Source organism: bacterium, from assembly GCA_027622355.1.
Taxonomy (GTDB): domain Bacteria; phylum UBA8248; class UBA8248; order UBA8248; family UBA8248; genus JAQBZT01.
The window spans coordinates 1-7,839 of the sequence record JAQBZT010000138.1; the positions used below are offsets into that span (position 1 = coordinate 1).

At 63.8% G+C, this 7,839-nt stretch carries 6 protein-coding genes, 1 pseudogene and 1 riboswitch; of the genes and pseudogenes, 1 reads left to right on the forward strand and 6 read right to left on the reverse strand.

Translation table 11 applies throughout. The features are described from left to right. The 6 genes and pseudogenes from O2807_09125 to O2807_09150 form a co-directional block, all read right to left on the reverse strand. A partial coding sequence (locus tag O2807_09125) for a hypothetical protein (protein MDA1000657.1) occupies positions 1-271 on the reverse strand: 271 nt, incomplete at its 3' end. 39 nt (positions 272-310) lie between these two features. Then, positions 311-1,291, reverse strand: a complete 981-nt coding sequence (gene moaA, locus O2807_09130; protein ID MDA1000658.1) for a GTP 3',8-cyclase MoaA — start codon at positions 1,289-1,291, stop codon at positions 311-313. 10 nt (positions 1,292-1,301) lie between these two features. Continuing rightward, positions 1,302-3,257, reverse strand: coding sequence for a molybdopterin biosynthesis protein (locus tag O2807_09135; protein MDA1000659.1), 1,956 nt, complete (start codon positions 3,255-3,257; stop codon positions 1,302-1,304). Positions 3,258-3,265: 8 nt separating this feature from the next. Then, positions 3,266-4,507, reverse strand: a complete 1,242-nt coding sequence (locus tag O2807_09140) for a molybdopterin-binding protein (GenBank protein MDA1000660.1) — start codon at positions 4,505-4,507, stop codon at positions 3,266-3,268. A gap of 128 nt (positions 4,508-4,635) precedes the next feature. Then, positions 4,636-4,771: riboswitch (molybdenum cofactor riboswitch) on the reverse strand. Between the two features lie 117 nt (positions 4,772-4,888). Next, a pseudogene (gene tatA / locus O2807_09145) lies at positions 4,889-5,032 on the reverse strand (twin-arginine translocase TatA/TatE family subunit). A 26-nt stretch (positions 5,033-5,058) separates the two neighbouring features. Next, entirely contained in the window at positions 5,059-6,243 is a 1,185-nt protein-coding gene (locus O2807_09150) for an alanine--glyoxylate aminotransferase family protein (protein MDA1000661.1), read from the reverse strand. A gap of 616 nt (positions 6,244-6,859) precedes the next feature. On the opposite strand from O2807_09150, the gene dctP reads away from it, so the two are divergent. Next, the coding region (gene dctP, locus O2807_09155; protein MDA1000662.1) for a TRAP transporter substrate-binding protein DctP at positions 6,860-7,839 on the forward strand (980 nt) is incomplete at its 3' end.

Genomic DNA, 7,839 nt, shown 5'->3' on the forward strand with positions numbered 1-7,839 from the left:
GGGGGAGGCGGGAGGTGCTGCTCCCCGGGAGCATGGAATACTCCGCGGTCACCCATCCTTCGCCCGCCCCTTTCTTGTGGGACGGAACAGTCCCCTCCACCGACGCCGTACACAGCACCCGCGTGTTTCCCATTTCGATCAGACAGCTTCCCGCCGCCGTCTGGATGTAATCGAGTTGAATGCGGGTTTCGCGCAGCTCGTGCGGCCGCCGCCCCCCCGAACGGACGGGAGCTTCGGCTTCGCCGCCCGATTTCGTCTCTTCAGGATTCACGATTCCAGCTCCGGGAAAGAAAAATACGCGCGGCGCGGGCTAGCCGCCGATGGCGCTCATCGTGCGCTTGGGCTGTTCGAACTCTTTTTGCCCGATCAGATGGCCGGGCGTTTTCGTGCGCACCACATCCGCCAGCCATTTCTTAATCTCATCGTCCGTGGCGCCGCCGCGAAGAAGGGATTTGATGTTGTGCTCCTCGAGGGAGAAAAGACAGGTGCGAATCTCGCCCTCCGCCGTCAGCCGAATCCGGTTGCAGGCCTGGCAGAAGGGGCGCGTCACCGAAGCGATGACGCCCACCTCTCCCTTGCCGTCCTTGTAGCGGTAGCGGGTGGCCGGGTCCGAGAGATGGCCGCTCACCAGCTCGAGCTCGCCCTCGGCCGAAAGCCCCGCCAGAATCTCCTCGGCGGAGAGGACTTTGTCCTTCTCCCAGCTCTTGTCTGCATCGAGCGGCATGTATTCGATAAAGCGGACGACGTGGCCCGTTTCGCGCGCCCATCTGGCAAAGCGGGGCAACTCTTCCTCGGTGAGCCCCTTGATCGCCACCGCGTTGATCTTGATCGGGCTGAAGCCCGCTTCCACGGCCGCCTCGATGCCCGCCATCACCTGCGAAAACACCTTGCGGCGCGTCATGAAGAGAAACTTGTTCTCATCCATCGTGTCGAGGCTGATGTTCACCCGCCGAAGCCCCGCCTCGAAAAGCCGCTTCGCCATCTCGGGGAGAAACACCCCGTTCGTCGTGAGGGCCATGTCCATCCCCGGCTGTATCTCGAGCATCTTCCGGATGAGGATATGAAGGTCCTTGCGCAGAAGCGGCTCCCCGCCCGTCAGGTGATAGCTCACGAAGCCCAACTCGGTGGTGAGGCGGACCACCCGGGCGATCTCCTCGTAGGTGAGGATTTCCTCGTGGGGCAGGAAGGTCATGCCCTCCTCGGGCATGCAGTAGAAGCACCGGAAGTTGCACCGATCCGTCACGGAGATCCGCAGGTCGTCGTGGGCGCGTCCGTAGTTGTCGTAAAGCAAAGTCCGCCTCCTAGGCCCCGTCCGGGGGGCTGAGTACGTGTCCGGTCAGGGCGGTATTGTAGCCTCCCAGCCCCTCAATGGCATGCGCGAAAGCCGGGTCCCGCAAAATCTCGGCCATCCGCTGCACGGAGGGCTGCGCCCAGCTCTCCGCGCTGAAAATGAAATCGAACCGCTCGAGAGAGAGCGGGAGAAAATCGAGCCCGAGCAGGTTCGCCGCCGCGCGGATGCCGAGCCCCGCGTCCGCCCGGCCGGCGGCCACGGCCATCGCGACCGCCATGTGGGTGGTTTCGACCCGCTCGTAGCCCGCGACATCGCCCGGGACGATGCCTTTTTCCTTAAGAAGGTGATCGAGAAGAATCCGCGTTCCGGCGCCGCTCTGGCGGTTGACGATGACAACGCCCTCGCGGGCCAGATCTTCGACCCCCTTGATCCCCTTCGGGTTGCCGGGCGGAAGGAAAATTCCCTGCTCGCGCTGAACAAAGTTCACCACCACCACCTCTTTCCCCTTGAGGTAGCGGCGGATGTAGCTCCAGTTATAGTCCCCGCTCTCCGGATCGAGCAGGTGGCTGCCCGCCACGTGGGCCTCGCCGGCTCTGAGCGCCATCAACCCCGCCATCGAGCCCACCGCCGAAGTCGAGAGGCTGTACGCGGGATGGCGGCGGCGAATCTCCGCGGTCAGCAAATCGAGGGCGTTGTCGTGGCTGCCCGCCACGAGAATGTTGCCCTTGATTTCGCTCAAGGGGCGGAGAAGCTCCACCTGCACTTCCTCGCCGGCCTCGATGCCCTCGGAGCGGGCGGGGATGCGGACGATGCCGTCCGCCTCGATCAGGCTCGATATGACGCTCGCTCCCCGCTTGGCCGGAAGCGCCATCATCTTTCCCCCCACCTCCCCGAGCTTGACGCGGAGAAACTCCTCCATTCCGGGGTGGGAGGCGCTCTTGCGCGAGAGCCGCGCGGTGACAACGGGCGACCCGGACACCGGCGCGCCCATCATGTGTGCCATCAGCGGGCGGGCGAATTCGCGCACCGCCAGCGCCGCCGAAACCGGATAGCCGGGAATGCCGAGAACGGGCTTGGCCTCGCCCGAGGCCGCCGGACACACCCCGAGGATGGTCGGCTTCCCCGGAAAAATGGCCACGCCGTGCACCAGCACTTCGCCGCGCTTGCGGATGACGCCGGCGGTGAAATCCTCCCGGCCCGCCGAGGAGCCGGCATTGATGAGCACGATGTCGGCGCGCTCGAGCTCCTCCGCGAGGGCCGCCTCGATGTGCCCGAAGGTGTCCTTCACGATATCGCGGACGACCGGCGCGCCGCCCCACTCGGAAATGTAGGAGGAGAGAATCACGGAGTTGAACTCGATGAGATCGCCGGGCCGAAGGTCGGCGCCCGGGGGCACGAGTTCGTCCCCGGTCGGGATGATCGCCACCACGGGGCGCTTGCGGACGCGGACGCGCGTGACGCCCGCGGCCAGCATCCCCCCCAGGTCGTAGGGACGCAGACGGTGCCCCGCCGGGAAGAGGAGCTGGCCCTCGACCACATCCTCCCCCGCGACGCGCACATGGTGCCAGGGAGAGAGGGCCGCCTCGAGGCGGATCGTCCCATCGCCCGCATCGTCCACGATTTCGATCATGGCGACCGCATCGCACCCCGGCGGCAGGAGATCGCCGGTGTCGACGGGATGCGCATCCACATCCACCCGCAGGGTGATCGGCTGTACCGGGGAGGCCCCGAAGGTCTGCTCGGCGCGCACGGCATAGCCGTCCATGGCGGCGGCGTGAAAATGGGGGCTCGACACCGCCGCGTAAACTGCCTCGGCCGCCACCCGGCCGAGCGCCTCGGGAACCGGAATCTCCTCGGCGGGAAGAGCGGCGGCCGGTATCCGGGCGAGCAGCCGCGCGAGGGCCTCCTCCCGGGGAATATTCTCCAGATAGATGTTCCGCCCCGCCAGGGGAAGAGGATTCGTCATCTTTGTCCTCAGTAGAGCGTGACTTCCACTTCGGTGTCGGCCGTCAATCCTTCCCGCTCGAGCGGGATCACGATATAGCCGTCGGCCTTGGTCATGGTCGAAATCATGGCCGAGCTTCCCATGAGCGGGTGCGCCACCAGTTCCCCGTCCTTGCGCTCGAGGGCGACGCGGACCAAATCCTCCCGCCCCGGCGCCGAGGGAAGATTTCTCGACAGGCGGGCGGAGACTCTCCCGTCCGGCCCCGCCGCCCTCTCGGCCTCGCCGCTCAGCTGCCGGAGAAGAGGACGCACGAAAGCGTGGAAGATCATGAGCGCGGAGACGGGATGTCCCGGTATCCCCAGCACCGCCTTGTCCACCCCTTCTTTCCGCACCCTTCCGATGATGGTGGGCTTGCCGGGCTTGATGGAGATGCCGTGCACGAGAACGCCCGGCTCCCCGAGCGAATCAATGGCCTCGACGGTGTGATCGCGCACCCCCATCGAGCTGCCCCCCGAGATGAGCACGACATCGGAGCGATCGGCCGCCTTCGCGAGCCGCGCCTTGATGATGTCCAGATCGTCCGGGAGGATGTCTTCGGTCTCGGGGATACCGCCCGCCTCGGTGACAGCCGCCGCGAGGGAGAAGCGGTTGATGTCGCGGACCTGGCCGGGAGCGGGCGTCTTCCGCGGATCGATCAGCTCATCCCCCGTCGGAAGGATCGCCACCCGCGGCTGGCGCCGCACGTTCACCGTCAGAATGCCCACGCCGGAAAAGGCGCCGATGTCCTGGCTGCGGAGCCGCGCCCCTGCGGACAGAATCCGCTCTCCGGCCTTGAGATCATCGCCTACGGCCAGGATGTTCTCACCCACCGAAACGGGGCGCTTGATCTCGACGGTCTCGGGGTCGGGGGCGGAGGTGTACTCCTCCATGACGACACCGTCGGCGCCCTCGGGGATCATCCCCCCCGTGCTGACGCGGGCGGCCTCCCCGCGCCCCAGCGAAAACCCCGGGGCCTGCCCCATCAGGACCTGTCCGGCGACATTCAGATAGGCCGGGATGGACTCTCCCGCGCCGAAGGTGTCGGCGGCCCGCACGGCATAGCCGTCCATCGTCGCACGGGGAAAATCGGGAAGCGGAACAGGGCTGCACACATCTTCGGCGAGAATGCGGCCCACGGCACTGAAGACAGGTACCTCCTCCGCAGGGAGCGGCGCAAACCCCCGCACCGACTCCATGGCTTCCTGTGGCGAGACGACCTGGAAAAATTCCATGGCACCACCTCTACTCCGCCGGATGGCCCGGCATAGACTCTCAAAAAAACCATCAAAAAAAGCCAGCCCCCGCAAATGCGGAGCTGGCTCGGCAATCCCGGAATGCCGGAGGGGAGACATCCGGCTCCGTCTTCATGCCCAGCGCTCCTTTCCAAACTGCGGGAGGCTCCGCCGTTTCCAGCGAAACCCTTTCGGCGCCTTGCCCGTGCCCTCCTTCCTACAAGGAGGGCCGAAGAGCATCAACGCTCGGAGGCTGTACCGGGTAGCGTACCGGCGCAAGGCGCCGGCTGAACTGGTCTAGGCTTTGTCCCCAGTGGTGGTTTTTCCGGAGATCGGGGCCGCGGCCTCTCCGGTCTCTTCTTTCTTCGCGGGGAGTTCCCCGTCGTCACTTATGCCCTTCTTGAAGCTCTTGATGCCGCGCGCCAGGCCGGAACCAATCTCGGGGAGCCGCTTGGCGCCAAAAACCAGCACGGCAATGGCCAGGATGAGCAGAAGTTCGGGAAATCCCATATTCATCGGGAACATGAGCGGACTCCTTGAATGTCGCAGCCCTAGGCGGCCGCATCTGCATAAACCCGGGTGGCCGCAGCAACGGCCTCACCCACCCGGCCATTATAACCCATCTTGCTGAAAATCACTTCCAGGGCCGAAAGGAGGTAGGTGACGTTGGCCTGGGTGGCACCGTGGCCCATCATGCCGATCCGCCAGATTTTCCCGGCCACCGCCCCGAGGCCGCCGCCGATTTCGATGTCGAAATCGTTCAAAAGCTGTTTGCGGACGGCACTATCGTCCACGCCCTCCGGCAGGACAACGGTATTCAAGGTCGGGGTGCGGACCCCTTCCTGGGCGAACATCGTCATTCCCATCGCCTCGACCCCCGCCTGCAGGGCGCGGCTGGCGAGGGCATGCCGGGCGAAGCGGGCCTCAAGCCCTTCCTCGAGGACCACCCGGAGCGCCTCGCGGATGGCGTAGTTCATCGTGATCGGGCCCGTGTGGTGGTAGGAGCGATTGCTGCCCCAGTAGTTTTCAATCATGGTCACGTCGAAATACCAGCTCTTCACCTTCCCCTTGCGCTCGCGCATCTTGCCGATGGCCCGCTCGCTCATCGAGAGCGGGGCAACCCCCGGCGGGCAGGAGAGGCACTTCTGGGTACCGCTGTAGGCGATCTCCACCCCCCACTTGTCCATCTCGACCGGAACACCCCCGAGCGAGGTGACGCAGTCCATGAGAAGAAGCGCGCCGTGCGCGCGGCACAGTTTGCCGATCTCCTCCATGGGCTGGAGAACGCCCGTGCTCGTCTCGGCGTGAATGATTCCGACAAGAGCGGCGTCCGGGTTGGCGTCGAGGGCCTTTTTGAGGTCCTGGGGATCGATGGCATGCCCCCAGGGGGCCTCCACCCGGATCACCTGGGCGCCGTAGCGGCCGGCCACATCGCACATCCGCTCGCCGAAAACGCCGTTGACGCAAATGATGGCCTTGTCGCCCTCTTCGATCACGTTGCAAACGGCCGCTTCCATCCCGGCGCTTCCTGTCCCCGAGACGGGAAAGGTCACCCGGTTTTCGGTGTTCATCACCTGGCGCAGCATCTGCTGGCAATCGTCCATCACGGCGAGGAAATCGGGGTCGAGATGTCCGACGACATTCGTGCTCATGGCTCTGAGTACGCGCGGATGAACAGGGCTCGGCCCAGGGCCCAGCAGAAGACGCAAATGCGGGTTCAGCTCTTGAAACGACATGCTTCCCTCACTGCCAGAAGAGACGAAAGAATACGCTGGCACCCAAGGCACCAGCGCAAAAGTAAAAAGGCCTTTTGACCAGCGCGCACCATAGCACAGCCGCCGGAGAGGGGAAAGAGAACTGCCCCCGGGCGCCGGAACTCGACGGGAGGCGGCTGTGCAAGTATCCGCCCGGTGAGGAATTTTCCTCCCAAAATCACTCTATTGCACAGTTTCCGTATTTTCCGGCCCGGATGCGGCAACCGGCCCCGGCGCGCTTTCACCCCGGAGAGGATCTCAAAAAGAACAAATCCGAAAACATTGAATTATCGGAATTTACACCCGGCCCTTCCTGTATACAATTTTACGCGCACTTTCGACGCTTTCGAATGCACGCGCCAGAAGCCGAAAAATTACAGCTTGCCCCATACGGTTCATTCGGATAAGACGATGTTATACATACCAACATGAATACCAAGTCATAAGCACGTGATTGGGGTGGCGCTACGTTTTTATGCCGATGTGCCCGTGTGGCGAAAGTCCCGCGGAACATGCCGGCCCTATTTGAGTGAAATGATAACAGCAAGAACCGCGTTCTCTCTTTACAGCATCCTTCACCTTTAAAGGAGGGAGAGTTATGGCAGAGGAGAAAAAGCTGGGGGATAAACCTTCTTCCGGTATTTCAAGCGGTATTTCAAGGCGCAATTTGATCAAGGCCGCCGCGGGAGTAGGAGCGGCCGCCGCCGTCACAGGCTTTAACATCGGCACGGCCAAGGGGGCAACGACCACCTGGAAAATCCAGACGTCCTGGCCCGGCGGCATCGGCCTCAAAATCTTCAAGGACTGGTGCAACAGCATCAAGGAAAAGACGGGCGGCCAGCTGGCCTTCCAGCCCTTCGGCGCGAAGGACGTGGTGGGCGACTTCCAGCTGTTCGACGCGGTGAAAAACGGCGTCCTTCAGGCCATGAACCCCTTTACGCTCTACTGGGCCGGCCGGATGCCCGCCGCGGTGTTCATGAGTTCCTACCCGCTCGGCCCCCGGAATCCCCACGAGTGGGATGTGTTCTACTACGCGCTGGGCGGCCTGGAAATCACCCGCGACCTTTTCAGCAAATTCAACATGCACTACGTGGGCCCGATCCATCACGGCCCGAACATCATTCACTCGAAGGTGCCCATCCGCTCGATCGAGGATTTCCGCGGCCGCAAGATGCGCCTTCCCGGCGGCATGGTGGCCGAGGTCTTCCAGGGGGCCGGCGCCAAGACCACCCTTCTCCCCGGCTCTGAAATTTTCGCCGGCCTCGAAAAAGGGACGATCGACGTCGCCGACTATGTGGGCCCGGCCATCAACTACGCCCTGGGCTTCCACCAGGTGACCAAGTACATCTCGATGGGCCCCCCGGGATTCATGTCCATCTACCAGCCGGTCGATTTGATGGATCTGACCGTGGGCATGAAAGCGTGGAATGCGCTCTCCCCCGAGATGAAGCGCTTCGTCGAAATGGAAGTGCACGTCTACTCCGACATGCATCATGCGGGCATCCAGAAGGCCGACTTTGATTCCTGGAAAAAATTCGAAGAGGCCGGCACCATCGTCACCCGGCTCTCGCAGGATGA